At 47.8% G+C, this 25,163-nt stretch carries 22 protein-coding genes, 7 tRNA genes, 3 rRNA genes and 1 pseudogene; 28 read left to right on the forward strand and 5 right to left on the reverse strand.

Annotated elements, in window-relative coordinates; all coding sequences use genetic code 11:
- Positions 1–42: 42 nt before the first annotated feature.
- The 8 genes from LZG75_RS01440 to priA all read left to right on the forward strand — a co-directional run bounded on the left by LZG75_RS01440 (position 43) and on the right by priA (position 8,934).
- Positions 43–513: a F0F1 ATP synthase subunit B gene (locus LZG75_RS01440; protein ID WP_233923322.1), complete on the forward strand. Its 471-nt coding sequence runs from the start codon at positions 43–45 to the stop codon at positions 511–513.
- 1 nt (position 514) lies between these two features.
- A complete protein-coding gene (locus LZG75_RS01445) occupies positions 515–1,051 on the forward strand; it encodes a F0F1 ATP synthase subunit delta (protein WP_233923321.1) in 537 nt (178 codons plus the stop codon).
- Positions 1,052–1,091: 40 nt separating this feature from the next.
- Positions 1,092–2,630: a F0F1 ATP synthase subunit alpha gene (gene atpA / locus LZG75_RS01450; RefSeq protein WP_233923320.1), complete on the forward strand. Its 1,539-nt coding sequence runs from the start codon at positions 1,092–1,094 to the stop codon at positions 2,628–2,630.
- A 7-nt stretch (positions 2,631–2,637) separates the two neighbouring features.
- Positions 2,638–3,504 carry a F0F1 ATP synthase subunit gamma gene (atpG, locus tag LZG75_RS01455; RefSeq protein ID WP_233934840.1) on the forward strand — a complete coding sequence of 289 codons (867 nt, stop codon included), beginning with the start codon at positions 2,638–2,640 and terminating at the stop codon, positions 3,502–3,504.
- A gap of 56 nt (positions 3,505–3,560) precedes the next feature.
- Entirely contained in the window at positions 3,561–4,970 is a 1,410-nt protein-coding gene (atpD, locus tag LZG75_RS01460) for a F0F1 ATP synthase subunit beta (protein ID WP_233923318.1), read from the forward strand.
- Between the two features lie 9 nt (positions 4,971–4,979).
- On the forward strand, positions 4,980–5,396 hold the full coding sequence (locus tag LZG75_RS01465) for a F0F1 ATP synthase subunit epsilon (protein ID WP_233923317.1): 417 nt from the start codon (positions 4,980–4,982) through the stop codon (positions 5,394–5,396).
- 18 nt (positions 5,397–5,414) lie between these two features.
- Positions 5,415–6,518: a uroporphyrinogen decarboxylase gene (hemE, locus tag LZG75_RS01470; RefSeq protein WP_233923316.1), complete on the forward strand. Its 1,104-nt coding sequence runs from the start codon at positions 5,415–5,417 to the stop codon at positions 6,516–6,518.
- Between the two features lie 283 nt (positions 6,519–6,801).
- Positions 6,802–8,934, forward strand: coding sequence for a primosomal protein N' (priA, locus tag LZG75_RS01475; RefSeq protein ID WP_233934841.1), 2,133 nt, complete (start codon positions 6,802–6,804; stop codon positions 8,932–8,934).
- 49 nt (positions 8,935–8,983) lie between these two features.
- Here the strand turns inward: priA and LZG75_RS01480 are convergent, their stop codons facing one another.
- From LZG75_RS01480 to LZG75_RS01490, 3 genes are all read right to left on the reverse strand, one after another.
- Positions 8,984–9,169: a hypothetical protein gene (locus LZG75_RS01480; RefSeq protein WP_233923314.1), complete on the reverse strand. Its 186-nt coding sequence runs from the start codon at positions 9,167–9,169 to the stop codon at positions 8,984–8,986.
- 47 nt (positions 9,170–9,216) lie between these two features.
- Entirely contained in the window at positions 9,217–10,242 is a 1,026-nt protein-coding gene (locus tag LZG75_RS01485) for a fatty acid desaturase (RefSeq protein ID WP_233923391.1), read from the reverse strand.
- 201 nt (positions 10,243–10,443) lie between these two features.
- Positions 10,444–10,519, reverse strand: a tRNA-Arg gene (locus LZG75_RS01490).
- Positions 10,520–10,612: 93 nt separating this feature from the next.
- On the opposite strand from LZG75_RS01490, the gene LZG75_RS01495 reads away from it, so the two are divergent.
- Positions 10,613–10,912 carry a hypothetical protein gene (locus LZG75_RS01495; RefSeq protein ID WP_233923313.1) on the forward strand — a complete coding sequence of 100 codons (300 nt, stop codon included), beginning with the start codon at positions 10,613–10,615 and terminating at the stop codon, positions 10,910–10,912.
- A gap of 2 nt (positions 10,913–10,914) precedes the next feature.
- Here LZG75_RS01495 and rsmI read toward each other — a convergent pair whose 3' ends face one another.
- Complete coding sequence (rsmI, locus tag LZG75_RS01500; protein WP_233923312.1) at positions 10,915–11,808, reverse strand: 16S rRNA (cytidine(1402)-2'-O)-methyltransferase; 894 nt, start codon at positions 11,806–11,808, stop codon at positions 10,915–10,917.
- Between the two features lie 17 nt (positions 11,809–11,825).
- On the opposite strand from rsmI, the gene LZG75_RS01505 reads away from it, so the two are divergent.
- From LZG75_RS01505 to LZG75_RS01515, 3 genes are read left to right on the forward strand one after another with little or no spacing between them, the layout of a single operon-like run.
- Positions 11,826–12,164, forward strand: a complete 339-nt coding sequence (locus LZG75_RS01505) for a YraN family protein (protein ID WP_370635393.1) — start codon at positions 11,826–11,828, stop codon at positions 12,162–12,164.
- 45 nt (positions 12,165–12,209) lie between these two features.
- A complete protein-coding gene (locus LZG75_RS01510) occupies positions 12,210–12,812 on the forward strand; it encodes a phosphoheptose isomerase (protein WP_233934842.1) in 603 nt (200 codons plus the stop codon).
- A gap of 18 nt (positions 12,813–12,830) precedes the next feature.
- Positions 12,831–13,487 carry a BON domain-containing protein gene (locus LZG75_RS01515; protein WP_233934843.1) on the forward strand — a complete coding sequence of 219 codons (657 nt, stop codon included), beginning with the start codon at positions 12,831–12,833 and terminating at the stop codon, positions 13,485–13,487.
- A gap of 37 nt (positions 13,488–13,524) precedes the next feature.
- Here the strand turns inward: LZG75_RS01515 and LZG75_RS01520 are convergent, their stop codons facing one another.
- The gene (locus LZG75_RS01520) at positions 13,525–14,187 is read right to left on the reverse strand and encodes a GNAT family N-acetyltransferase (RefSeq protein WP_233934844.1); all 663 of its coding nucleotides are present in this window, start codon (positions 14,185–14,187) and stop codon (positions 13,525–13,527) included.
- Between the two features lie 347 nt (positions 14,188–14,534).
- Here LZG75_RS01520 and LZG75_RS01525 point away from each other — a divergent pair.
- The 16 genes and pseudogenes from LZG75_RS01525 to rplL all read left to right on the forward strand — a co-directional run bounded on the left by LZG75_RS01525 (position 14,535) and on the right by rplL (position 25,022).
- Positions 14,535–16,067, forward strand: a 16S ribosomal RNA gene (locus tag LZG75_RS01525).
- Between the two features lie 58 nt (positions 16,068–16,125).
- Positions 16,126–16,202: transfer RNA gene (locus tag LZG75_RS01530), tRNA-Ile, on the forward strand.
- 30 nt (positions 16,203–16,232) lie between these two features.
- Positions 16,233–16,308 (forward strand) — tRNA-Ala (locus LZG75_RS01535).
- Between the two features lie 257 nt (positions 16,309–16,565).
- Positions 16,566–19,440, forward strand: a 23S ribosomal RNA gene (locus LZG75_RS01540).
- A 110-nt stretch (positions 19,441–19,550) separates the two neighbouring features.
- Positions 19,551–19,664 (forward strand): 5S ribosomal RNA (gene rrf / locus LZG75_RS01545).
- Together the 16S, 23S and 5S rRNA genes with 5 tRNA genes alongside form the textbook arrangement of a ribosomal RNA operon.
- 105 nt (positions 19,665–19,769) lie before the next feature.
- A tRNA-Tyr gene (locus LZG75_RS01550) sits at positions 19,770–19,855 on the forward strand.
- A gap of 110 nt (positions 19,856–19,965) precedes the next feature.
- Positions 19,966–20,039: transfer RNA gene (locus LZG75_RS01555), tRNA-Gly, on the forward strand.
- A 23-nt stretch (positions 20,040–20,062) separates the two neighbouring features.
- Positions 20,063–20,137 (forward strand) — tRNA-Thr (locus LZG75_RS01560).
- A 62-nt stretch (positions 20,138–20,199) separates the two neighbouring features.
- Complete coding sequence (gene tuf, locus LZG75_RS01565; protein ID WP_233923298.1) at positions 20,200–21,390, forward strand: elongation factor Tu; 1,191 nt, start codon at positions 20,200–20,202, stop codon at positions 21,388–21,390.
- A gap of 20 nt (positions 21,391–21,410) precedes the next feature.
- Positions 21,411–21,486: transfer RNA gene (locus tag LZG75_RS01570), tRNA-Trp, on the forward strand.
- 20 nt (positions 21,487–21,506) lie between these two features.
- Positions 21,507–21,884, forward strand: coding sequence for a preprotein translocase subunit SecE (gene secE, locus LZG75_RS01575; protein WP_233934845.1), 378 nt, complete (start codon positions 21,507–21,509; stop codon positions 21,882–21,884).
- 7 nt (positions 21,885–21,891) lie between these two features.
- Positions 21,892–22,464, forward strand: coding sequence for a transcription termination/antitermination protein NusG (gene nusG / locus LZG75_RS01580; protein ID WP_233923307.1), 573 nt, complete (start codon positions 21,892–21,894; stop codon positions 22,462–22,464).
- 132 nt (positions 22,465–22,596) lie between these two features.
- A complete protein-coding gene (gene rplK / locus LZG75_RS01585; RefSeq protein ID WP_233923306.1) occupies positions 22,597–23,028 on the forward strand; it encodes a 50S ribosomal protein L11 in 432 nt (143 codons plus the stop codon).
- A gap of 2 nt (positions 23,029–23,030) precedes the next feature.
- Complete coding sequence (gene rplA / locus LZG75_RS01590) at positions 23,031–23,732, forward strand: 50S ribosomal protein L1 (RefSeq protein WP_233923305.1); 702 nt, start codon at positions 23,031–23,033, stop codon at positions 23,730–23,732.
- A 231-nt stretch (positions 23,733–23,963) separates the two neighbouring features.
- Positions 23,964–24,479, forward strand: a pseudogene (gene rplJ, locus LZG75_RS01595) (50S ribosomal protein L10); the annotation flags it as partial.
- A gap of 165 nt (positions 24,480–24,644) precedes the next feature.
- Positions 24,645–25,022, forward strand: a complete 378-nt coding sequence (gene rplL, locus LZG75_RS01600) for a 50S ribosomal protein L7/L12 (protein ID WP_233923303.1) — start codon at positions 24,645–24,647, stop codon at positions 25,020–25,022.
- The last annotated feature ends 141 nt before the right edge of the window (positions 25,023–25,163 follow it).

Here is a 25,163-nt window from a genome sequence, read left to right on the forward strand (position 1 = left end):
ATTGGTCATCTCTCCGCTTTTAACAATACCGAAAGGAACATCGTGAATCTGAACGCGACCTTATTCGCGCAAATGATCGTTTTCTTCATACTATGGTGGGTTGTTGCACGCTTTGTGTGGCCGCCGTTGGTGAAGGCATTAGATGATCGCGCCACGAAAGTAGCCGAAGGCTTGGCTGCTGCAGAGCGAGGCAAAGCCGATTTGGCATCTGCTAGCAAAATTGCTGAACAAGAATTAGCCGGTGCTCGCCAAGAAGGTGCACAACGGGTTGCCGAAGCTGAAAAGCGGGCACAAATGGCCGCCGAAGAAATTCGTTCCAATGCCCAAGCCGAAGCTGCCCGAATTTTGGCGCAGGCTAAAGAAGATGCAGACCAACAAGTGAGTCGCGCCCGGGAAATTTTACGGCTTGAGGTGGCCGCCCTAGCAGTACAAGGCGCTCAACAAATTTTGCAACGTGAAGTCGATGCTAAATCCCACGCAGCATTATTAGATCAATTGAAGGCGCAACTTTGATATGGCTGATTTAGCAACGATTGCCCGCCCTTACGCTGAGGCCTTATTTGCTAGCGCTCAGCCAACTGATTTAGCGCCGTGGGCAGCTCAACTAAACGAGCTAGCGCAAATTGCTTCAGCACCAGAATTGGTCTTGTTGGCCAATAACCCCAAGGTGTCTGCCGCAGACTTAAGTCAGCTCATTGTAGGCATGGCCAAAACACCAATAAGTGAACGGGTTTTGAGTTTTTTGCGCTTACTTAATCAAAATCAGCGCTTAGGTGTTTTGAGTGAAATAGCGGCGCAATTTAGTTTATTAAAAAATCATAGCGAAGGCGCTGCAGAGGTCATGATTACTAGCGCATTTCCACTTGAGGGCGAGGCCTTAAGTAGTTTATTGGTCAGCCTAAAAAAGCGCTTCGGCGGCAAAGAATTGCGCCCAACGATTGCTCTTGATCCCAGCTTAATTGGCGGCATTCGGGTGCAAGTTGGCGATGAAGTGTTAGACGGCTCAGTAAAAGCGCGCTTGGCTCAGATGCAAATTAGCCTAAGCGCATAAGTTAATGAAGAACATACGAATTAAGACCCAGGAGTAAGCAATGCAACTCAACCCTTCCGAGATCAGCGAGCTGATCAAAAGCCGAATTAGTGAATTAGGCATTGATACGCAGATGCGTAATCAAGGTACCGTTATTTCGGTAACTGATGGTATTTGCCGAGTATATGGACTGTCTGGGGTGATGCAAGGAGAGATGTTAGAGTTTCCTGGCGGCACCATTGGTCTTGCTTTAAACCTAGAGCGTGATTCGGTTGGTGCGGTGGTGTTAGGTGAATACACCCATATTAAAGAGGGCGATCCAGTTAAGTGCACGGGCCGAATTTTGGAAGTTCCCGTAGGGCCTGAATTATTAGGTCGAGTGGTTGATGCATTAGGCCAGCCCATCGATGGCAAAGGCCCCGTTAATGCAAAATTAAGCGACTTCATTGAAAAAGTTGCGCCAGGCGTGATTGCTCGCCAATCCGTTAGTCAACCCGTACAAACTGGCCTAAAGGCAATCGATGCAATGGTGCCCATTGGGCGCGGTCAGCGCGAATTAATCATTGGCGATCGTCAAACCGGTAAAACTGCCGTCGCAGTTGATGCCATCATTAATCAAAAAGGCAAAGGCGTTTATTGCGTTTACGTGGCTATTGGACAAAAAGCCTCCACTATCGCCAACGTCGTGCGCAAGCTCACCGAACTGGGTGCCATGGAGTACACCGTGGTGGTTGCAGCTAGTGCGTCCGATTCGGCGGCAATGCAATATTTATCGGCTTACGCGGGTTGCACCATGGGCGAATACTTCCGCGATCGCGGCGAAGATGCCTTAATTGTTTATGATGATTTAACCAAGCAAGCGGTTGCTTACCGTCAAATTTCGCTGTTATTGCGCCGTCCGCCTGGTCGTGAAGCCTACCCTGGCGACGTGTTTTATCTGCACTCACGCTTACTTGAGCGCGCTGCTCGGGTGAATGCGGAATATGTTGAAAAGTTTACGAAAGGCGCCGTAAAAGGTAAAACAGGATCGCTTACCGCATTGCCCATTATTGAAACCCAAGCGGGCGACGTCTCTGCATTTGTGCCAACAAATGTGATCTCGATTACCGACGGACAAATCTTTTTAGAAACCGACTTATTTAATGCTGGTGTGCGCCCGGCTATTAATGCTGGTATTTCTGTATCACGGGTGGGCGGTGCTGCACAAACTAAAGTGATTAAAAAATTATCGGGCGGTATTCGTACCGACTTAGCGCAATATCGCGAGTTAGCAGCGTTTGCACAATTTGCTTCCGACCTCGATGATGCTACGCGTAAACAGCTTGAGCGTGGGCGTCGAGTGACTGAACTACTAAAGCAGCCACAATACATGCCCATGCAAGTTTGGCAAATGGCCGCATCACTCTACGCTGTCAACAACGGCTTCTTCGATGACATTGATGTGAAGCAAGTGCTGCCCTTTGAAAAAGGTTTGCATGAGTTTTTAAAATCCAAATATGCTGCGTTAGTAGCCAATATTGAAGATACCAAAGACTTAAGCAAGGATGATGAAGCTGCATTACGTGCAGCGGTTGAAGACTACAAACGCGCGGCCGCATAAATAGACTATGGCAAGCACAAAAGAAATCCGCTCCAAGATTAAAAGCGTACAAAATACGCGCAAGATCACCAAGGCCATGGAAATGGTTGCCGCCTCGAAGATGCGGCGTGCGCAAGAGCGGATGCGTGCAGCTCGCCCCTATGCTGAAAAAATTCGTGAAATTGTTGCTAATTTAGCCAAAGCAAATCCCGAGTACCGCCCAAGTTATATGACGGTGCGTGAAGTCAAAACCATTGGCACTATTTTGGTCAGCACTGATAAGGGCTTGTGTGGCGGCTTAAATACCAATGTACTGCGCTTAGTGATGAATCAGGCACGCGAAATGCAAGAGGCCCAGATTGAAATTGAATTTACCGCCATTGGCGCTAAGGGTCTGCAATTTTTAAATCGGTCTAAGGCAAAAATTCTATCCGAAGTGATTCAGTTGGGTGATACGCCCCACATGGATATTTTGATTGGCTCTATCGCTGCACAATTGACAGCTTTTGAAAAAGGCGAAGTTGACGCGGTCTATTTGGCCTATACCCGCTTTATCAATACCATGAAACAAGAGCCCGTGTTAGAAAAACTTTTACCTCTCGAGCCAAGTGCTTTAGAGCCGCAACAGTCAGCCCATGCATGGGATTATATTTACGAGCCAGATGCCGAGTTGGTGCTCAATGGTCTATTAAAACGCTATGTCGAGGCTTTAATTTTTCAAGCTGTAGCTGAAAATAAAGCCTCGGAACAATCGGCGCGCATGGTCGCTATGAAGTCGGCTTCGGATAATGCAAAAAATGTGATTGGTGAATTGCAACTGGAATACAACAAAACGCGTCAAGCGGCGATTACCAAAGAGTTGTCAGAAATTGTTGGCGGCGCGGCGGCGGTATAAGCCGAGCCTATTTAGTAGCAAGAAAGAATTTTAGGAATTAAAAGCGGAGAAATACGATGAGTAACGTAAGCAACGGCAATATCGTGCAGTGCATTGGTCCTGTAGTAGACATTCAATTTCCACGTGATCAAATGCCCAATATTTATGATGCCTTGACTCTGGTCGATAGCGGGGAAGCATCGTTTGCTGAAAAGGGGCTCACCTTTGAAGTGCAACAACAAATTGGCGATGGTGTCGTACGTACGATCGCGATGGGCGCCAGTGATGGTTTGCGCCGCGGCATGGAAGTAAAGTCGACCGGCAAACCAATCTCAGTACCGGTTGGCCCCGCAACGTTGGGCCGCATTATGGATGTGTTGGGTCGCCCAATTGATGATGCTGGTCCAATTGCAACCGATGTGCGGCGCGCAATTCATCAGCCCGCCCCTAAGTTTGAAGATCTCGCCCCTTCAGTAGACTTACTTGAAACGGGCATTAAGGTAATCGATTTAGTTTGTCCATTCGCTAAAGGCGGTAAGGTTGGCTTGTTTGGTGGAGCAGGAGTAGGTAAAACTGTCAACATGATGGAGCTCATTAACAATATTGCTAAACAACACTCGGGATTATCTGTATTTGCCGGTGTTGGCGAGCGTACCCGTGAAGGTAATGACTTTTATCATGAGATGAAAGAGTCAAATGTAATCGATAAAGTGGCCATGGTGTTTGGTCAAATGAACGAGCCCCCAGGAAATCGTTTGCGCGTGGCCTTAACGGGTTTAACCATGGCCGAAGCATTCCGTGATGAAGGCCGCGATATTTTGTTCTTCGTCGACAATATTTATCGTTACACATTAGCTGGCACAGAAGTCTCCGCTTTATTGGGGCGGATGCCCTCTGCTGTAGGTTATCAACCAACTTTGGCTGAAGAGATGGGGAAATTGCAAGAGCGTATTACCTCAACTAAAACTGGCTCAGTGACATCAATTCAAGCGGTTTATGTCCCTGCAGATGACTTAACCGATCCCTCTCCGGCGACAACCTTTTTGCATTTAGATTCCACCGTGGTGCTCTCAAGGGATATTGCAGCTTTAGGTATTTATCCCGCAGTTGACCCACTCGATTCAACTAGTCGTCAGCTTGATCCGCAGGTCGTTGGTCAAGAGCATTATGAAGTGGCTCGCGAAGTGCAGATGACCTTGCAACGCTATAAAGAGTTGCGCGATATTATTGCTATTTTGGGGATGGATGAATTATCGCCAGAAGATAAGTTAGCCGTATCGCGCGCGCGTAAAATTCAACGTTTCTTGTCGCAACCATTCCACGTCGCTGAAATTTTTACTGGCTCGCCGGGAAAATATGTGCCTTTAAAGGAAACCATTCGTGGCTTTAAAATGATTGTGAGTGGCGAATTAGATCACCTGCCAGAACAAGCTTTTTATATGGTTGGATCTATCGACGAAGCGATTGAAAAAGCCAAGAAGCTTTAAGGACAAAACATGGCAACAATTCGGGTTGATGTTGTGAGTGCTGAGCAGTCCATTTTTAGTGGCGAAGCCAACTTTGTTGCGCTTCCTGGTGAAAGCGGCGAGCTGGGAATTTTGCCTGGTCACACGCCACTCATTACCCGTATTCGTCCCGGATCAGTGCGCATTGAGAAGGTAGATGGCGAGGAAGAATTTGTGTTTGTTGCGGGCGGCTATTTAGAGGTACAGCCCGATCACATTACAGTTTTGGCCGATACGGCGATTCGCGGTCACGATCTGGATGAAGCAAAAGCCCTCGAGGCTAAAAAACGCGCGGCAGAGGCTATGCAAAATCGGGGTAGCGAATTTGATTTGGCTTTAGCACAATCCGAATTTGTTATGGCCGCCGCTCAATTAGCTGCACTTGCGCGCTTTCGGCGCAAAAAATAATTCTTTGTCAAGCTAGCCTTGCTGAACGATCGATTCCTTAAGGCCTGCCTTGGCGAGCCAACGGATCGAACGCCGTTGTGGCTGATGCGCCAAGCTGGTCGTTATTTGCCAGAGTACAACGCTACGCGCGCCCGCGCGGGCAGTTTTTTAGCGCTAGCCAAGAACCCCAGTTTAGCTACTGAAGTTACCCTTCAGCCACTTGATCGCTACCCCTTAGATGCTGCAATTTTATTTTCCGACATCTTAACTATTCCTGACGCCATGGGCCTTGGTTTGCAATTTACCGCTGGCGAAGGCCCCAGCTTTGAAAGGCCTTTGCGCACAGCGGATGATGTAGCTAAGTTGCAAGTGGCGGATATGAATCAGCTGAAGTATGTTTTTGATGCGGTTGCAGAAATTCGCCGCGCGCTAATGCAAAATGGTCAGCAGCGTATGCCACTGATTGGTTTTTCAGGATCGCCGTGGACACTGGCTTGTTACATGATTGACGGCTCAAGCGCTGATGACTTTCGTCATGCTAAAACCATGATGTTTAGTCGGCCAGACTTACTGGCACAGATTCTCAAAATCAATGCCCAGTCTGTAGCCCAATATTTAAGCTTGCAATTAGAGGCCGGCGCTCAAGCATTAATGATTTTTGATACATGGGGCGGCATGCTGCCCGACAAGTGGTATCAAAGTGTATCTTTAGCAAGCATGCGCGAAGTAATAGCGCAGCTGCCCCGAGAGCACCAAGGGCGAAAAGTGCCGATTATTATTTTCACCAAAGGGGGTGGCCTCTGGTTAAACGATATGGCACAAGCTGGTGCTGATGTCATTGGTCTAGACTGGACTATCTCTCTGCAGCACGCGCGCGCAGCACTGGTAGCGGCTAATACCCCCATAGCACTTCAAGGCAATATTGATCCCCTTGCCCTATTTGCCGAGCCCGCCCAAATTCAGCAATTAGCGTGTGAAATACTCGATGGATTGGCGTCAGCGCCGCCTATGCGCCCCAAACTACATCCCTTAGATGGGCATATCTTTAATTTGGGCCATGGCATTTCACAATTTACCCCCCCAGAGCACGTTTCTGCGCTAGTTGAGGCGGTCATAAGCCACTCCCAAGCCCTTAGAAAGTAGGCTAAACCAGAGCCGCTTGGCCTGTTAATTTGGTGCATTGCGAAAAGTTATGCACATAGTTATGCACAGCCAAACACGAGAATAAGAAATTCAGTAAGATTCGCTCGAAGCTTCAGATTACCCCTGCATAATTTAGTCTAAGTAATTGTTTTAATTGAATAAATAGTCGTAAAGCACCCCTCACGTAAGACTTTAAAAATGAACGCTAATGAAAAGATAATGGCAAACTTAGCGATATCCACAGACTTATCCACAAGTAAAGTTAACCCGCTAAAGCGCTGTAATGACTAAGCCCCTCATTGTTCAGGTTGCGATTGATAAGCCCCTGCGCCAATGCTTTGACTATATTTGGAATAGTGAAAAATTAGGGCAAGATCCCCTTATTGGCCAATTGGTTGAGGTACCATTTGGCCGCGGAAATTTAGTTGGGGTTGTGGTTCAAGTAAGCCATGACACTGCCCTAGAGCCGGCCCAATTAAAGACAGTTACGCAACTTGCACCGATTCCGGCCTTAGACCCCCAATTAATGCAGCTCATGGTATTTGCCAGCACGTACTATATTCAAGGGCTTGGCGAAACCCTCATTCCAAGTATTCCGCAATATTGGAAAAAACCCAAAAATTGGCCAAAACTACAACTTGCGCTAATGGATCAGGCGGCCATTAGTCAGGATGGTGGCCCCCACTCCAGCAGCAAAAGCGCTAAGGCTACCGGCGCCATTCTGACGGCAGCGCTAAATGCAGAGCAGGCCGCTGCGTTAACAAAATTAAATAATCAAAAACAAGACAGCCAGAAGAGCGGCTTGCGCGCCACATTATTGCAGGGCAGAACAGGTAGTGGCAAAACGGCCGTTTTTTTAAATTGGCTGGCTAATATATTGGCAGAAAAAAATGCTCAAGTGCTGATTTTGGTGCCCGAAATTAATTTAACCCCGCAATTAGAGAGAAGTGTGCGTGCGCATTTTCCAGGGCACACACTAGCTGTCTTACATAGTGCGTTGGCAGAAAAAAAACGCGGCATGGCCTGGTATGAAGCACAAATTGGTCGGGCGCAAATCATTCTTGGTACCCGTTTAGCTGTCCTTACTCCCATTCCGCACTTAAGGGCAATCGTCGTTGATGAAGAGCACGATACATCGTATAAACAGCAAGAAGGTACGCGTTATTCAGCACGTGATTTAGCAGTTTGGCGCGCTCATAATTTACACATTCCTATTGTTCTTTCTTCTGCTACACCCTCTTTAGAAAGTTGGTTGGCCGCACGCAATAGGCGCTATGACTTAATCCAGCTAAACCAGCGAGCACAAGGCGGTGCAATGCCAGAAATACGCTTGATTGATTTAAAAGATAAAAATAATCAATCTGCTGGTGCTAAAAAAATTCATCTTTCAAGGCCTCTGGCCAATGCAATTGATGCTAACTTACAGCAGCAGGAGCAAAGTTTAGTGCTAATTAATCGCCGTGGGTATGCCCCTGTTTTAACTTGCTTATCTTGCGGCTGGCTTTCACAGTGCGCGCAATGCAGTGCATATTTAGTCTTGCATAAGCCAGGTGCAATTACTGCTAAGCCGATTTTGAGTTGTCACCATTGTGGCTTGGTAAAGTCTGTACCTAAGAGTTGTCCTGAATGCGGAGATGCCGATATACGACCCATTGGGCAAGGAACACAAAAAATTGAAGATGCAATCGGCCTAGCTTGGCCAAACGCCCGCATCTTGCGGATTGATGCTGATAGTAGTCGCAGGGGGCGTGGCGCTGAAGATATGATGCAGGCGGTGCATGCTGGTGAAATCGATATTATTATCGGCACACAAATGATTGCGAAGGGTCATGACTATCAAAATATCCGTGTAGTTGGCGTATTAGATGCTGATGCGCGTTTATATTCGCACGATTATCGTGCTCCGGAACGCTTATTTGCACAACTCGTTCAGGTTGCTGGGCGCGCTGGTCGAAGCGATGGTGTAGAAAAAATAAGTCAAATTTATATTGAAACCCGCCATCCAAATGCCGCTGTTTTTCAATACTTAATTCAGCATGATGTCGATGGTTTTTTAGCGCAGTTAGCAACTGAACGTGAAGAAGCGCAGTTGCCGCCTTTTACTTTTCAGGCCTTGATTCACGCCGAGGGAAAAGTGTTAAGCAAGGTATTGGTATTTTTAGCGCAGCTTAAACAAGAGGCAGCCAGCCACTTTGACGCCGAACAGCAGGTAAAAATATACGATCCCGTAGCGAAGAGTATGGTGCGAATTGCAGGCTTAGAACGCGCCCAATTAGTTATTGAAGCCAATCATCGGAATCATTTACAAGGTGTTTTAGAGCAAATTGATACCTTCTTACGAGGTCAGTCGCAAGGGCGTATTAGTAAGAAGGACAAAATACGCTGGTCGATTGAGCGCGATCCAGCGCTTATTTAAACTAAAGGCCCTACCTACTCTGTAGACCTTAGTTATACCCAAGCCGACGTTAGGTTTTAGCTGAGCCCGTACGATGAGTACGGTTATAGAGGCAGCTGGCACAAATCCAGCGCTGTTTGCGATTGCTCGTAGGAATCCACGTACCACCTTCTAAGCGCTTCTCGCGACTACAAGATGAGCAAAATTTAAGGCTTTGTGAGGTGTCTTGGGTTGGGGCGGTGGTTGAGGTGGTCATAAGCATTCCGAGGGGTACTAATCTACAGAAATGCTATTTTACCCGTTTTAGCAAGCTGGGGCAGGCGTCAGCATAATTTTCACTGAATCAGCGGTTTTATTGCCATCAAAATCTAGCCAGGCCTTATTTTCAAAGTCATACAGCTTACAAGCTCTGGCAGTATCAAAATACCATTTCCAGGAGAATTTTTGGATAAAAATTCGCTCTGGTAAAACAGTTTCTAGCTTCGCCTGAGCCTCTTTAAGACGATATAGGGGAATCGACATATCTACATGGTGAGCCGTGTGCTCCATGATATGGTGCATTAATGCGCCCCAGACAAAATTAAAAGTCAGATGAACGGTGGTAGAAACAAAGGGCTGAGCCCTTAACCATTCCGATTTTTTATCGTACCAAGACACTGAGGGGTGGGTGTGGTGTACGTAAACTACAAAACCAATCATGCCATTCCAAAATAAAAATGGCAAAGCAAAACCGGTGAGCAGGGTAATCCAAATCGATTGGTCGGTAAGCCAAGCCCCAGCAATGAGTGAGCCAAGCCACAGAACCGCAAAGGCCGAGACCAAATAGTTATCTTTCATAAAAATGGCACGGTTCGCTGGCTTATAAGTGGCATTGGGAAAGTATTCTCTTTTCCACCAGATTTCAATCATGTAATACAGTACTGGGCCCCAGCCGCTGCGATAAATGCGCTCAAGGGTTTGGCGCCATGCAGGTAAAGCATCAAACTCGGCTTTTGAAAGTGGCGCCCACACAAAATCAAAACCTTTTAAATTCGTTTGCCCGTGATGAACAACGTTGTGACCAATGTCCCAGAGGCTGTAGGGGGTTAACGAAGGCAAAAAGGCAATGCGTCCAAGTACTTTATTCAGTTCGCGATTAGCGGTAAAGCTTTGATGACAAGCATCGTGCCCAAGGATAAAGATACGTCCTGTGATAAATCCTGCGATTACGCCAAAAAGTATTTTAAGCAAAATATGTTCAAAATAGACGGTGGCAAAAATGGCGCCTAGCCAAAGTGTTGCGTCAAACAAAAGTAAAGCAATTGCCCGACTCGTTTCGCCCTTCGCCATCGGCTCTAACCAGCTGCGAATAATTTTACGGTGAGGCAATGGTTGATCGGGCGTTAGCGGCGCAACGCGCGAAGAATCAACATAGGAGGGGTTTAAAGAGTTGGACACAATGTAAATAGAGGTTTAGACGCTTGAATGATAGAGCTTTTTGGTTTTTTCCGCTTGATTTGGATCAAAGTTACCCATCAAAGTTACCCATGCTGGTGCGCCCGGCGCGAATCGAACGCGCGACCCTTGGCTTCGGAGGCCAATACTCTATCCACTGAGCTACGGGCGCATTAAGAACTAAGGCTCTATTGTAAGTGCCGGAATCGTTCGGGCTGGCTATAATTAACAAATCAACGAAAAAAACTAGCAAAAGAGCAAAATAATGAGCAATGGTCACGGTAGTTTAATTAAAACCCCAAAACAATTAATTGTGGTGGTTAGCCTCAGTTTTTTTGTTCCGCTTCTCATTATTTTATTGTTAATGGTTTATGTTAATAGCGGCCAACGCGAATCTGGCGGCAGCATTGAGGCAGAAAAAGGAATCGCACAACGGATTAAACCGGTTGGGCAGGTTACCCTGAGTGCGGCCGCAGTACCACCCTCAGTGGCGGAAAATACAGCGCCAGTGCCACCCGCGGTCGCTGCAATCACAGCTCCAGCCGCGAAGGCCGCAGCCAAATAGAGTTAATGTTTTTTAGCCATCAGCGCTAATTGATACGCCGCTTTTTGGGGCATGCCGGTAGCCGTAGACACCACCTTAGCAATCTCTTTGCTACCTAAATATTCAGCAAGTACATTAATCCAGCGATGTACTGCCACTGCGTCGGCTGACTGTGGTTCACTAGACTTCTCTCCGGCGACTAAAATAATAAATTCTCCCTTAAGACTAATTGCGTTGGCAAGCCAGTCTTTTAAGGCGCCTGCAGTTAAAAAAGCGATTGCTTCAAATTTTTTAGTCAGCTCACGACCAATAATGATTTCGCGCTCAGGTTTAAGAATCGCTGATAGATTCAATAAGCTAGATTGGATTTGATGTGGCGACTCAAGAAAAATACTCGCTTGCGCAGACAAATTAATTTCATTTAAAACGCGCTCACGCTCTTTTACCTTATGGGGCAAGAAGCCAATAAATTGAAAGCGGCCTTGTAAATGATCAAGTGCCCCGCCGCCAACTGAGGCAATCGCTGTAAGCGCACTGGGCCCCGGAATGGGGATCACCCGAAACCCCGCTTGCTGAACGGCACCGACGAGCTTAGCGCCGGGATCTGAAATGCCTGGCGTACCAGCATCCGAAATATAAGCCCAACGTTGCGACTGCTTTAAGTGGGAGATCATTTTTTTAGTAGCCGCAACCTCATTGTGCTCATGTAGCGCTACACATTTCTTATGAATGCCAAATGCCCGCAACAGGGCAGCGCTATGACGCGTATCTTCGCAAGCAATGCCATCAACTGCATTTAATACATGTAACGCGCGCAAGGTTATATCACCTAAATTACCGATCGGTGTAGCCACTACATACAATGCACTAGCCGGTAAATCTTGTTGTTGTAGAAAATCCGCTATACCCAATTCCATGGTGACACTCCATTCACATTCACAACATCGGTAAAAAAGCTGAAGCAGCAGCAAAAGAGTATCTTCATCGCGCAGGTCTCAGCTTCGTCACCTTAAATTATCGCTGCCGCATGGGCGAGATTGATTTGATTATGCGTGATCAAGCTACTTTAGTGTTTGTAGAAGTCAGGGCGCGTAGCTCAAGCAATTGGGGCGGCGCCCTAGCTAGCATTAACGCCAGCAAACAAAATAAGATTTATAAAACAGCTCAATACTATTTGCAATCCCACTATCGCGCTAAGGACTATCCGTCGTGCCGCTTTGACGTGATTGCTATAAAAGGCGATCAACTAGAGTGGCTTAAGGCCGCATTTTGATGGCAGCTTATCGCCCCTTGGTAAAACTAGGGGCATAATATTAGGATGAATAACCAGACCCTGCCGAGCTTAGAGACGCGAACCGCGCAGCATTTCTTAGATAGTATTGCGTGCCAAGAAGCGGCCGCGAAGACTCTGTCAGCGCTAGCAGCCCAAGCCATTTTGGCGATGGCTAACTGTCTTCAGGCCGGCGGCAAGATTATGGCCTGTGGTAATGGGGGTTCAGCCGCCGATGCACAACATTTTGCTGCCGAACTGATCGGTCGTTTTGAGCGCGAGCGGCGTGAGTTAGCAGCAATCGCCCTCACCACCGACACCTCTATTTTGACTGCAGTGGGTAATGACTACAGCTATGACGAAGTGTTTAGCAAGCAAGTGCGCGGCCTTGGCAAAACCGGTGATATTTTATTGGCCATCACTACTTCTGGCAACTCTAAAAATGTGTTGAAAGCAATTGTGGCGGCGCAGTCCATGGGCATTCAAGTCATTGCCTTCAGCGGCAATGGCGGTGGTCAGTTAAGCAACTTACTAGGCGCAAACGATTTACTTTTATGTGCGCCCGCGTCGCGCACGGCTCGAATTCAAGAAACACATTTAATTCTGTTGCATGCCTTATGCGATGGGATTGATCATGTTTTGCTCGATTAACTTTAGAGGTCAGGTCAGATGAAAACGCTATTTCGTTCAGTGAGTGCGCTGTTATGTCTGTTGTCATTGCTGGGCTTATTAAATGCCTGCGGTGTCATTGCGGTCGGCGCAGTTGCAGGCAGCGCAAGCGTGCTAGCCGACCGTCGCACCGCAGCTGCTCAAGCAACCGACATTGGAATTCAGTTAGAAGCTGGGGCGCAGCTCAGCAATAAGTTTGGCAAAGACGCGCACATCAATGTAACGTCATTTAATCAACAGGTTCTTTTAACTGGTGAAGTAAAAACAGCAGAAATGAAAAGCCAAGCAGAAGCAGATGTGAAGCAATTAAAAAATGTTCGTACTGTCTTTAACGAACTTACCATTGGGCCCATTAGTTCTTATACGGCACGAGCCAATGATGCCTATCTCACTTCAAAAATTAAAACGGAAATGATTTTTACTAATAATCTCCCATCCAATTCAATGGTTATCGTGACTGAAGGTACAAACGTTTATATGCTCGGTATTTTGACCGCAGCCGAGGCTGCAAGTGCAAAGAAAATTGCGAGCTCAACAAATGGTGTGAAAGCGGTTTATACGTTTTTTGATTTGATTTCTGAGGCTGACAAAGAGCGCATTGACCAGGCCAATAAAAATTCAGCTGCAGCGGCTACTAAGCCGGCACCACAAAACTAAGCCAGCAACCCAATAAAGATGCCAGCACTAGGCCTGCTTATTGGGCCTTGGTTTTTTTCAGCAACCAGCGTAAAGCTTTATTTGATTGATTTAGATTGGATTTAACGGCGAAATCAAAATCTGCAAGCTGGACATTAACGGCCTCAGCAAAAATCGTGCTGGAATTTGCGGGTGGTAGCTTTAAGCAGGCTTCCGCTTCACCATAGGCATAGTCAATTTGCATACCTGCTTTTAGTGCCAAATGCACCATGATTTTATTTTGCGCTAAGCAATGCACAAATAAAGTGGTGACCTGAGTATTGCGCGCATGGACGATTGCTCGTCCTAGTAATGCAGCGCCACACCCTTGATACCGATTTTCGGCTAGAACGGAAACCCCAAATTCGGCAGCTTTACTGCGTTTGTTCCCAACCGGTAAATAGGCTAGGTGAGCAATCGCGATCAGCTTTAAGTTGGTATCGAAAATTCCAAAAATTGCATCCCGCTTAAAGTCAAGCTCGGCAACATAGCTTTGAATAACGACATCAGTAGATGGAAGGCCAAAGCGTAAACGGCGATCTTCTGAATCTAAAAGCAAAAAATGCGCCAAGATAGCTGCGCGATGACCGGCATGCAGTTCTCTCACTGGCAGGCTATTAAGCCCACAAATAAATGGTTTGCGGGTAGGTTTTGCGGCACCCTTAAAGCATATTTTGTGCATTGCATCATTTTACCCCGTTTTGCGCTTTTGACTAGGGTTTTCCCTAATCTTCAGATTTGGCCGTTTTTTGTAAAGAATTTCTGAAAATATCAGCAGAAATACCTAGATGGGTGTTGACATCTTGCAATTCTTGTGTCATAGTAGCGGACTTCGCTGAAATTTCTTAAAAAAGCCATTTCAGCCCTCTTTAAAAATTAGTCAATCGATAATTGTGGGTACTGGGTAAAGGCATCCAGTCCTTCGGGACAGATGTAAATAAAACAGTACTCAAGACAGTAAAAAGATTTGGTTTTTAACCAAGTCAATTTCTTGAATGAGTGCGACGATCCGCAAGGATCACAGGAATTAAACTGAAGAGTTTGATCCTGGCTCAGATTGAACGCTGGCGGCATGCCTTACACATGCAAGTCGAACGGCAGCACGGGTGCTTGCACCTGGTGGCGAGTGGCGAACGGGTGAGTAATATATCGGAACGTGCCTCATAGTGGGGGATAACGCAGCGAAAGCTGTGCTAATACCGCATACGCCCTGAGGGGGAAAGCGGGGGACCGTAAGGCCTCGCGCTATGAGAGCGGCCGATACCTGATTAGCTTGTTGGTGGGGTAAAAGCCCACCAAGGCGACGATCAGTAGCTGGTCTGAGAGGACGATCAGCCACACTGGGACTGAGACACGGCCCAGACTCCTACGGGAGGCAGCAGTGGGGAATTTTGGACAATGGGGGCAACCCTGATCCAGCAATGCCGCGTGAGTGAAGAAGGCCTTCGGGTTGTAAAGCTCTTTTGTCAGGGAAGAAACAGCAGCTCTAACACAGTCTGCGAATGACGGTACCTGAAGAATAAGCACCGGCTAACTACGTGCCAGCAGCCGCGGTAATACGTAGGGTGCGAGCGTTAATCGGAATTACTGGGCGTAAAGCGTGCGCAGGCGGTTATACAAGACAGGCGTGAAATCCCCGGGCTTAACCTGGGAATGGCGCCTGTGACTGTATAGCTAGAGTGTGTCAGAGGGGGGTAGAATTCCACGTGTAGCAGTGAAATGCGTAGATATGTGGAGGAATACCAATGGCGAAGGCAGCCCCCTGGGATAACACTGACGCTCATGCACGAAAGCGTGGGGAGCAAACAGGATTAGATACCCTGGTAGTCCACGCCCTAAACGATGCTGACTAGTTGTTGGGAATTTACATTCTCAGTAACGTAGCTAACGCGTGAAGTCAGCCGCCTGGGGAGTACGGTCGCAAGATTAAAACTCAAAGGAATTGACGGGGACCCGCACAAGCGGTGGATGATGTGGATTAATTCGATGCAACGCGAAAAACCTTACCTACCCTTGACATGTCACTAACGAAGTAGAGATACATTAGGTGCCCGTAAGGGAAAGTGAACACAGGTGCTGCATGGCTGTCGTCAGCTCGTGTCGTGAGATGTTGGGTTAAGTCCCGCAACGAGCGCAACCCTTGTCTTTAGTTGCTACGAAAGAGCACTCTAAAGAGACTGCCGGTGACAAACCGGAGGAAGGTGGGGATGACGTCAAGTCCTCATGGCCCTTATGGGTAGGGCTTCACACGTCATACAATGGTGCATACAGAGGGTTGCCAACCCGCAAGGGGGAGCTAATCTCAGAAAATGCATCGTAGTCCGGATCGAAGTCTGCAACTCGACTTCGTGAAGCTGGAATCGCTAGTAATCGCGGATCAGAATGTCGCGGTGAATACGTTCCCGGGTCTTGTACACACCGCCCGTCATACCATGGGAGTGGGTTTTGCCAGAAGCCGTTAGCCTAACCGCAAGGAGGGCGACTGCCACGGCAGGGTTCATGACTGGGGTAAAGTCGTAACAAGGTAGCCGTATCGGAAGGTGCGGCTGGATCACCTCCTTTCTAGAGAAAGATGCTGGAACTTTAGTGCCCACACTTATCGATTGACAACAAAAGCCACGGGTCTGTAGCTCAGCTGGTTAGAGCACCGTCTTGATAAGGCGGGGGTCGTAGGTTCAAGTCCTACCAGACCCACCACCAAAAGCAATACAGACTTAGTGGGTCGATGGGGGATTAGCTCAGCTGGGAGAGCACCTGCTTTGCAAGCAGGGGGTCGTCGGTTCGATCCCGTCATCCTCCACCATCAAACTAAATAGCAAAACTAAGCGATTCAAAACGTTTAGTTTTGCCATTTTCTTTTGGCTGTTCTTTAAAAATTTGAGTAAGCAAAGTGTCTGATGTATCTTTGAGAGTGCATCAGACAAGTAATATGGGTAGTGATTGAATCATCAATCAAAAGTAATACAAGCAAGAGTTTTAAATTGTTTGGATTACGGCGCAAACATGTCAGAAGTAGAAGTAAAAACCTGTAACGGTTACTAGCAATGGTGCTCGTTATAGGATCAAGTGAATAAGTGCATGTGGTGGATGCCTTGGCGATTACAGGCGACGAAAGACGTTATAGCCTGCGATAAGCCCCGGGGAGCTGGCAAATAAGCTTTGATCCGGGGATTTCTGAATGGGGAAACCCGCCGCTTTTGCGGCACCCACACCTGAATACATAGGGTGTGTGGAGCGAACCTCGTGAACTGAAACATCTAAGTAGCGAGAGGAAAAGACATCAACCGAGATTCCCAGAGTAGTGGCGAGCGAAATGGGAAGAGCCTTCTAGTGATAGCTCAGTAATTAACAAAATGGAATGGAAAGTCCAACAATATAGGGTGATAGTCCCGTATGTGAAAATTATTGGGTGGTACTAGGCTAGAGACAAGTAGGGCGGGACACGTGAAATCCTGTCTGAATATGGGGGGACCATCCTCCAAGGCTAAATACTCGTAATCGACCGATAGTGAACAAGTACCGTGAGGGAAAGGCGAAAAGAACCCCGGGAGGGGAGTGAAATAGATCCTGAAACCGCATGCATACAATCAGTAGGAGCCTCGTAAGGGGTGACTGCGTACCTTTTGTATAATGGGTCAGCGACTTACATTCAGTAGCAAGCTTAACCGAATAGGGAAGGCGTAGCGAAAGCGAGTCCGAATAGGGCGTTAGTTGCTGGGTGTAGACCCGAAACCAGTTGATCTATCCATGGCCAGGTTGAAGGTGCGGTAACACGTACTGGAGGACCGAACCCACTAACGTTGAAAAGTTAGGGGATGAGCTGTGGATAGGGGTGAAAGGCTAAACAAAACTGGAAATAGCTGGTTCTCTCCGAAAACTATTTAGGTAGTGCCTCGTGTATCACCATAGGGGGTAGAGCACTGTCATGATTGTGGGGTCCATTGCGGATTACCGCGTCATAGCAAACTCCGAATACCTATGAGTGCAAGCACGGGAGACAGACATCGGGTGCTAACGTCCGGTGTCAAGAGGGAAACAACCCAGACCGCCAGCTAAGGTCCCTAATATATGCTAAGTGGGAAACGAAGTGGGAAGGCTAAAACAGTCAGGAGGTTGGCTTAGAAGCAGCCATCCTTTAAAGAAAGCGTAATAGCTCACTGATCGAGTCGTCCTGCGCGGAAGATGTAACGGGGCTAAGCATATAACCGAAGCTGCGGATCACAGCAATGTGATGGTAGGAGAGCGTTCTGTAAGCCTGTGAAGGTGTGGTGTAAACCATGCTGGAGGTATCAGAAGTGCGAATGCTGACATGAGTAGCGATAAAGGGGGTGAAAAGCCCCCTCGCCGTAAGCCCAAGGTTTCCTGCGCAACGTTCATCGGCGCAGGGTGAGTCGGCCCCTAAGGCGAGGCAGAGATGCGTAGCTGATGGGAACAAGGTTAATATTCCTTGACCATTGTTAGATGCGATGGGGGGACGGATCGCGGAAAGTTGTCCGGGTGTTGGATATTCCCGGTTCCTGCATTGGAGATGGCTATTAGGTAAATCCGGTAGCGTAATTCAAGGGTGTGGGACGAGTGAGCTTGCTCGCGAAGCAATTGGAAGTGGTTCCAAGAAAAGCCTCTAAGCTTCAGTCTAACAAGACCGTACCGCAAACCGACACAGGTGGGCGAGATGAGTATTCTAAGGCGCTTGAGAGAACTCAGGAGAAGGAACTCGGCAAATTTGCACCGTAACTTCGGGATAAGGTGCGCCCTGGTAGCTTGACCGTGAACAACGGAAGGGCAAAGGGGTTGCAATAAAAAGGTGGCTGCGACTGTTTAATAAAAACACAGCACTCTGCAAACACGAAAGTGGACGTATAGGGTGTGACGCCTGCCCGGTGCTGGAAGATTAAATGATGGGGTGCAAGCTCTTGATTGAAGTCCCAGTAAACGGCGGCCGTAACTATAACGGTCCTAAGGTAGCGAAATTCCTTGTCGGGTAAGTTCCGACCTGCACGAATGGCGTAACGATGGCCACACTGTCTCCTCCTGAGACTCAGCGAAGTTGAAATGTTTGTGATGATGCAATCTACCCGTGGCTAGACGGAAAGACCCCATGAACCTTTACTGTAGCTTTGCATTGGACTTTGAACCGGTCTGTGTAGGATAGGTGGGAGGCTTTGAAGTTAGGATGCTAGTCCTGATGGAGCCAACCTTGAAATACCACCCTGGTTTGTTTGAGGTTCTAACCTTGGCCCATTATCTGGGTCGGGAACAGTGCATGGTAGGCAGTTTGACTGGGGCGGTCTCCTCCCAAAGTGTAACGGAGGAGTACGAAGGTACGCTTGGCACGGTCGGACATCGTGCCTAAAGTGCAATGGCAAAAGCGTGCTTAACTGCGAGACCGACAAGTCGAGCAGGTGCGAAAGCAGGTCATAGTGATCCGGTGGTTCTGTATGGAAGGGCCATCGCTCAACGGATAAAAGGTACTCTGGGGATAACAGGCTGATACCGCCCAAGAGTTCATATCGACGGCGGTGTTTGGCACCTCGATGTCGGCTCATCTCATCCTGGGGCTGTAGCCGGTCCCAAGGGTATGGCTGTTCGCCATTTAAAGAGGTACGTGAGCTGGGTTTAAAACGTCGTGAGACAGTTTGGTCCCTATCTGCCATGGGCGTTGGAGATTTGACGGGGGCTGCTCCTAGTACGAGAGGACCGGAGTGGACGTACCGCTGGTGTACCTGTTGTTTCGCCAGAAGCATCGCAGGGTAGCTATGTACGGAAGAGATAACCGCTGAAAGCATCTAAGCGGGAAACTTGCCTGAAGATGAGATCTCCCGGAGCTTTAAGCTCCATAAAGGGTCGTTGAAGACCACAACGTTGATAGGTCGGGTGTGGAAGCGCAGTAATGCGTTAAGCTAACCGATACTAATTGCCCGTTAGGCTTGATCCTATAACCAGCACCATTGGTGTTGGATGTTTGTGCGATTGATATAAATTGAATCGCTATCCAAATTTGCTTACTCAAATGGGGTTGTTGAATAAACAACCCCACCCTCTACGCCCGGTGACCATAGCGAGTTGGAACCACCCCTTCCCATCCCGAACAGGACAGTGAAACGACTCAACGCCGATGATAGTGCGGATTACCCGTGTGAAAGTAGGTAATTGCCGGGCACCAATGTAACGCCCAGACCCTCTTAGGTCTGGGCGTTTTTACTTGTGGGAAAAGGACTTACAGATTGACATGCCGGCTGGTTCAGGTGAAAATGTTCGGTTCGCGGAGAGATGCCCGAGCGGCTAAAGGGGGCAGACTGTAAATCTGTTGGCTTACGCCTACGTTGGTTCGAATCCAACTCTCTCCACCAGATGTAAGGAATACAGTAGTGCTTCTCAGTAGTGGCGGTAGGAATTAGCAATAAGCAGCGGGTTAAGAGATTTGAGTGAAGATAGTTGGCGAATGAGTTGATAAAACGCTGCGGGTGTAGCTCAATGGTAGAGCTGAAGCCTTCCAAGCTTATGACGAGGGTTCGATTCCCTTCACCCGCTCCAGCTGAATATCAGCAGTAGATTTTGCCCATGTGGCTCAGTGGTAGAGCACTCCCTTGGTAAGGGAGAGGTCGGCAGTTCGATCCTGCCCATGGGCACCATGTTTTTTGTGCAAGTGAATAGATTTAATTAATTAAAGAGTTAAACAGAAGGCAGATAAAAAATGGCAAAAGAAAAATTTGAACGGACTAAACCGCACGTTAACGTCGGTACGATTGGCCACGTTGACCATGGCAAAACAACCCTGACTGCGGCAATTACCACCGTGCTCTCTAAAGTGTTTGGTGGCGAAGCAAAAGCGTACGATCAAATTGACGCTGCGCCAGAAGAGAAGGCTCGCGGTATTACCATTAATACTGCCCACGTTGAGTATGAGACCAAGAATCGTCACTACGCGCACGTCGATTGCCCAGGTCACGCCGACTACATTAAGAACATGATTACTGGTGCTGCACAAATGGACGGCGCCATCTTAGTGGTCTCTGCTGCCGATGGCCCAATGCCCCAAACCCGCGAACATATTTTGCTCGCCCGCCAAGTTGGCGTGCCTTACATCATCGTCTTTTTAAATAAGTGCGATATGGTCGATGACGCTGAACTACTCGAGTTAGTCGAAATGGAAGTGCGTGAGCTCTTATCCAAATACGACTTCCCTGGTGATGACACCCCCATCGTTAAAGGTTCGGCTAAGCTTGCCTTAGAAGGCGACAAGGGCGAACTCGGTGAAGGCGCCATCATGGCCTTAGCCGAAGCCTTAGATACTTATATTCCCACCCCCGAGCGTGCAGTTGACGGCGCGTTCTTGATGCCAGTAGAAGATGTCTTCTCGATCTCCGGTCGCGGTACAGTCGTTACTGGCCGTATCGAGCGTGGCATTGTTAAAGTTGGTGAAGAAATTGAAATCATCGGTATTAAGCCCACCATCAAAACCACCTGTACTGGGGTTGAGATGTTCCGCAAATTACTCGATCAAGGTCAAGCAGGCGATAACGTCGGTATTTTATTGCGCGGCACTAAGCGTGAAGAAGTCGAACGGGGTCAAGTTTTAGCGAAGCCCGGTTCAATTACACCGCATACCCACTTCACCGCTGAAGTCTATGTGCTGTCAAAAGATGAAGGTGGTCGTCATACGCCCTTCTTTAACAACTATCGCCCCCAGTTTTACTTCCGTACTACTGACGTAACCGGATCGATTGAGTTGCCAAAAGATAAAGAGATGGTGATGCCAGGCGATAACGTCACGATTACCGTAAAACTGATTGCTCCCATCGCCATGGAAGAAGGCTTACGTTTTGCGATTCGTGAAGGTGGCCGTACAGTTGGTGCTGGTGTAGTTGCAAAGATTTTGGCTTAGGGTTTGATTAATTGAAAAATAGGGGCGTAGCTCAATTGGCAGAGCGTTGGTCTCCAAAACCAAAGGTTGGGGGTTCGATGCCCTCCGCCCCTGCCACACGTTTGAATTGAAATTACATGTCACAACAGTCGCTTAGTCATAACGAATCTAAATCTGCTTGGGTTACCTTCCTTGCAGTAGCTATCGTTATTGTTGCTTTAGTTTTGTATTACATCCTGAATGATCAAACAATTTGGCTGCGTTTAGCAATTTTGTTTGGCGGTATTGCACTGGCAGTAGGTATTGTTGCCATCTCCCCAGAGGGCAAACGTTTCATTGTTTATGCAAGAGAGTCTTGGTATGAGGTCAAAAAGGTAGTCTGGCCCACCCGCAAAGAAGCAACCCAAATGACTCTGGTTGTTTTTGGCTTTGTCCTAATCATGTCGCTATTTTTATGGTTTGCAGACAAATTAATTGAATGGTTAGTTTTTTCAGTCCTGTTGGGCTGGAAGTGAGTAAAAAATGATTGATGCAGAATTAGCCACCAACCCCCAAGCCACTGGCAATATGCGCTGGTACGTGATTCACGCCTACTCCGGCATGGAAAAAAGCGTGAAAAAGGGCCTGGAAGAGCGGATCGCCCAATCGGGCATGCTCGATAAATTTGGCCGTATTTTGGTGCCATCTGAAGAGGTTGTAGAGATTAAAGCGGGGCAAAAGTCGGTTTCAGAGCGGCGTTTTTTCCCTGGATACGTACTCATTGAGATGGAAATGACCGATGAAAGCTGGCATTTGGTCAAAAATACCCCCAAAGTTACGGGTTTTGTCGGTGGAGTGCGCAATCGCCCTTCCCCCATTTCAACTGCCGAAGTCAGCAAAATCATGGATCAAATGCAGGCTGGGGTTGATAAACCTAAGCCGAAGACCTTATTTGAAGTTGGCGAGATGGTGCGGGTTAAAGAAGGCCCGTTTACCGATTTCAATGGCAATGTCGAGGAAGTGAACTACGAGAAGTCACGGTTACGTGTTTCTGTTACAATCTTTGGTCGCGGTACGCCAGTTGAGCTCGAGTTTGGCCAAGTGGAAAAGATGTAATTTGTTTTAGTTTTTTCGTATTTGCAGTAACCGAGGAGCCGATCCAGCATTGCCAAATCTGGTGAAGCGTCTACTCAACGGCGGCTTTGTATTCTATTAATGAACACGCGGCGCGCTTTTTAGGAGTAATTCATGGCAAAGAAAATTATTGGCTTTATAAAACTGCAGATTCCCGCAGGAAAAGCCAACCCATCACCCCCCGTTGGACCAGCTTTAGGTCAGCGCGGCCTCAATATTATGGAATTTTGTAAAGCGTTTAATGCTCAAACCCAGAGCATGGAGCCTGGCTTACCTATTCCCGTCGTGATTACTGCCTTTGCAGACAAGAGCTTCACGTTTGTGATGAAGACCCCGCCTGCTTCAATTTTAATTAAGAAAGCGGCCAAAATTGAAAAAGGTTCGCCGCGTCCTCATACCGATAAGGTGGGAAAAATCAGCCGGGCACAAGCTGAAGAAATTGCTAAAACAAAAATGCCCGATCTTACTGCTGCCGATATGGACGCTGCCGTGCGCACGATCGCAGGTAGCGCTCGCTCGATGGGCATTACGGTTGAGGGCCTCTAATCATGACAAAATTATCCAAGCGCACCAAAGTCATTCAAGCCAAAGTAGACCGTAACAAGTTTTACTCCTTAGATGACGCGCTCAACTTAGTTAAAGAATGTGCCACTGCTAAATTCGATGAGTCGATTGACGTTGCTGTGCAGTTGGGCATTGACGCTAAAAAATCCGACCAAGTGGTGCGTGGCGCAGTAGTATTGCCCGCAGGTACTGGTAAGCATGTGCGAGTAGCAGTTTTTGCCCAAGGCGAGAAAGCCGAACAAGCTAAAGCTGCTGGTGCAGAAATTGTTGGCATGGAAGATTTAGCTGAACAAATTAAAGGCGGAAAAATCGATTTCGATATTTTGATTGCCTCGCCAGACACGATGAAAATCGTTGGCACCTTGGGCCAAGTTTTGGGCCCACGCGGTTTAATGCCGAATCCTAAAGTTGGTACGGTGACGCCAGATGTTGCTACTGCAGTTAAAAATGCTAAAGCAGGTCAAGTGCAATTTCGTGTAGATAAGGCCGGCATTGTGCATGCAAGTATTGGCCGTCGTTCGTTTGAGCCAACTGCGCTAAAGAGTAATTTACTTGCACTGCTTGAGGCATTAAACAAGGCGAAGCCTACTTCAACTAAAGGTATTTATTTAAAGAAAGTCGCGGTTAGCAGCACGATGGGTGCTGGTGTACGCGTGGATCAAACTTCGTTACAAGCGGCTCAGTAAGGCGCTGGTAACAAAAAAGAACTTTGGGTCGGCACTGTAAAAGTGTCGAACATCAAAGACCGTTGGTGGGGTAAATGGTGGTACTCATTGAACCCTTAATCATTGCAATTGCAATAACCAACGCAGATGGCGAGCCTGGAACCCATTCGTAGCAGTTTGTGCGATTGACGAATCAGACGCTGGTGTATGAAGCACCCAACTGGTAGCAGTTGGTTTTGGAGGAGTTAAACCGTGCCTTTGAATGTAGAAGACAAAAAAGCGATTGTTGCTGATGTCGGCGCACAATTGGCGGCGGCTCAAACGGTGGTGTTGGCTGAATATCGGGGCATTCCCGTTGGCGAGCTGACGACGCTGCGTGCAAACGCGCGTGCCCAAGGTGTTTATTTGCGTGTTCTAAAAAATACGTTGGCGCGTCGTGCTGCACAAGGAACCCAATTTGAGCCTCTGGCCGATTCGATGGTTGGACCCTTGATTTACGGCATTTCTGTTGACCCTATTGCATCTGCAAAGGTCCTGCAGCAATTTGCTAAAACTCAAGAGCATCTAGTCATTAAAGCAGGTCTGTATAACGGCAAGATGTTAGACGTCAATGGTGTGAAAGCGTTGGCAACGATTCCAAGTCGTGACGAATTGCTTTCGCAGTTGTTGGGTGTCATGTTGGCCCCTGTCTCAGCGATGGCCCGAGTGTTGGGTGCAGTTGCTGCGCAAAAAGCCGCTGGTGCTCCTGCACCTGTACCTGCTCCTGCACCTGCAGCTTCACCAGTTGCAGCAAGCGAAGCAGTAGCAGAAGCAGCGCCTGCTGAAGTTGTCGCCGAAGCAGCGCCTGCTGTCGAAGCAGCCGACCAACCCAATGTTGAACCCCCCGCTGCTGAATAAGCGCCGGATTAATTATTTAAGTATTAGGAGCTAAAAATGGCAATTACCAAAGAAGAAATTATTGAAGCAGTAGGCACAATGTCGGTAATGGATCTGAACGATCTAGTGAAGGCATTTGAAGAGAAGTTTGGCGTATCAGCAGCAGCAATGGCTGTAGCTGGCCCAGCTGGCGGCGGCGGTGGAGCAGCTGCTGCCGAAGAGCAAACCGAATTTACGGTTAACTTGCTTGAGGTTGGTGGTAACAAAGTTGCTGTGATTAAAGCAGTACGTGAAATCACTGCACTTGGCCTTAAAGAAGCAAAAGACTTAGTCGATGGTGCGCCCAAGCCAATTAAAGAAGGCGTCGACAAGAAATCTGCTGAAGAAGCCAAGAAGAAACTTGAAGAAGCCGGCGCTAAAGCCGAAATTAAGTAATTTAAAAAAGCCATGGTCCTGCATTGCAGGGCTTTGGCTATTTTGGTTTGACTTTTTAGAGGTCAAACCCGATTTCATTTGTTGAATTGAAATCAGGTTTGCCTTCTGATACGACTGCAGAAGACAAGTTTGGTCGGGCAC

It is taken from the genome of Polynucleobacter sp. IMCC30063, assembly GCF_021395235.1.
Taxonomy (GTDB): domain Bacteria; phylum Pseudomonadota; class Gammaproteobacteria; order Burkholderiales; family Burkholderiaceae; genus Polynucleobacter.